We start from the raw sequence: 1,620 nt of genomic DNA on the forward strand, positions 1-1,620 counted from the left end.
GCGCAGGCCCAGTTCGCGAGCGGCGGCGTTCACCGCCTGGATCACCCGGCGCTGCGGGGTGCCGCTGAGCAGCGCCAGGGGCGCTTCGGGCTCGGCGCACTGACGCAAGACTGCGTCCAGCGCCAATTGCGGGAACAGGATGCACACCCAACGCATGCCAACCTCAGTGCCCGGCGGGCCAGGCGATAGGCGCCGGATGGGCCAGCCCGCCCCGGCACTTGAGCACCCGCAACTGCCCGGGACGGCCTTGCACGGCAATTCGCAAGGCCGCCGGCGAGGGGTTGCGCGCCGTCTCCAGGGGGCGGTAGGCAAAGGCCAGGGTCTGGCCGCTTTCCGCCGCCACCTGCAGGCGCCGCAGGGCGCGATCGTCGGCTTGCTGCGGCCAGCACAGCACCGCGCCGCAACTGCCGGAACGCAGGCACTGCTCGGCGGCCCACAGGGCATCACGCTCCCCGGCCTGGATGATCGACAACTGGCGCACATCCACCCCGGCGTTCTGCCAGGCCTGGGGATAGGGCACGAACGGCGGCGCCACCAGCACGATGCGCTCCCCCGCCGCGCTCAGCCGCGCCAGGCTCGGCCACAGCAGTTGCAGCTCGCCCAGACCCTGGGCGGCAATGAGGATTTCGGTCAGTGCCGCTTCCGGCCAGCCGCCCGTGGGCAGCACCGCATCCAGGGCGGCATGGCCGGTGGGCTGCGGGCTGGCAGGCGCGGCGGCCGGGCGGCCTTTCCACACCCGCCCGGCATTGAACAGCGAATCCAGTGCGACCACGGCGCCCATCAGCCTTGCCTCACCAGACCGCAGAACACGCCTTCGATAAACAGTTCGTGGTCGGCCGTGACCTCGATCGGCTGGTAGGCCGGGTTGCGCGGCAACAGGCGAATGCCCTGCCCCTTGCGCTCGAAACGCTTGATGGTCACCTCACCGTCGAGGCGGGCGATCACGGTCTGGCCGTTGCGCGCCTCACTGCTGCGGCGCACTGCCACCAGATCACCGTCGAAGATGCCGTCGTCGATCATCGAATCGCCCTGGACCCGCAGCAGGTAATCCGGAGTGCGGGAGAACATCCCCGGGTCCAGCAGCAACTGGCCGTGTATGTCGGCATCGACGCCAATCGGCGCACCGGCGGCCACCCGCCCCAGCACCGGGATTTCCAGCAGCTCGGGGCGCCGTGGCTGGTTGAGCAGGCGAATGCCCCGGGCCTGATGCGGGTTGACCTCGATGAACCCGGCCTCGGTCAGCGCCAGCACATGCTTGCGCGCCACGCTGCGCGAGGCGAAACCGAACGCCTGGCTGATTTCAGCAAGGCTCGGGGGCTGGCCGTGATCGGCGATGCGCTCGCGGATAAAGGTCAGGATGGCAGTGCGGCGGGGAGATAAAGTCGTCATGGAGTACATTTGTACTCCTCTCGGATTTATCTGACAAGAACCGCCAATCAGTCCAGGCCACGGCTGGCCAGGAAGCCACTGACATAGTCGATGAATGCCTGCACCTTGGCGGTCGCTCGCCGGTGGCTGGGGTACACCGCGAGGATGTGCGGCCCGAAGCTGTCCGGGTCGATCGCGTAGTCGGCCATCACCCGCACCAGGCGCCCGTCGGCCAGGTACGGTGCGGCGCTC

2 protein-coding genes and 2 pseudogenes are annotated in these 1,620 nt (G+C 69.1%); all 4 read right to left on the bottom strand.

Features of this window, described 5'->3' with window-relative positions; all coding sequences use genetic code 11:
* A pseudogene (locus tag F6S12_RS31550) lies at window positions 1-156 on the bottom strand (DNA polymerase Y family protein); the annotation flags it as partial.
* Window positions 157-163: 7 nt separating this feature from the next.
* Window positions 164-781 carry a translesion DNA synthesis-associated protein ImuA gene (gene imuA / locus F6S12_RS31555; RefSeq protein ID WP_011061974.1) on the bottom strand — a complete coding sequence of 206 codons (618 nt, stop codon included), beginning with the start codon at window positions 779-781 and terminating at the stop codon, window positions 164-166.
* Window positions 781-1,398 carry a transcriptional repressor LexA gene (gene lexA / locus F6S12_RS31560; protein WP_015636117.1) on the bottom strand — a complete coding sequence of 206 codons (618 nt, stop codon included), beginning with the start codon at window positions 1,396-1,398 and terminating at the stop codon, window positions 781-783. The genes imuA and lexA overlap by 1 nt, the downstream gene beginning before the upstream one ends.
* A 38-nt stretch (window positions 1,399-1,436) precedes the next feature.
* Window positions 1,437-1,620, bottom strand: a pseudogene (locus F6S12_RS31565) (LysR family transcriptional regulator); the annotation flags it as partial.

The sequence above is a fragment of the Pseudomonas sp. JV245A genome (genome assembly GCF_032424515.1).
In the GTDB taxonomy this organism is placed as follows: Bacteria; Pseudomonadota; Gammaproteobacteria; order Pseudomonadales; family Pseudomonadaceae; genus Aquipseudomonas; species Aquipseudomonas protegens.

What these genes read in the sequence shown, in the direction of transcription:
- lexA (WP_015636117.1), bottom strand. Translation starts at nt 1,398, where the DNA reads ATGTACTCCATGACGACTTTATCTCCCCGCCGCACTGCCATCCTGACC.
- imuA (WP_011061974.1), bottom strand. Translation starts at nt 781, where the DNA reads ATGGGCGCCGTGGTCGCACTGGATTCGCTGTTCAATGCCGGGCGGGTG.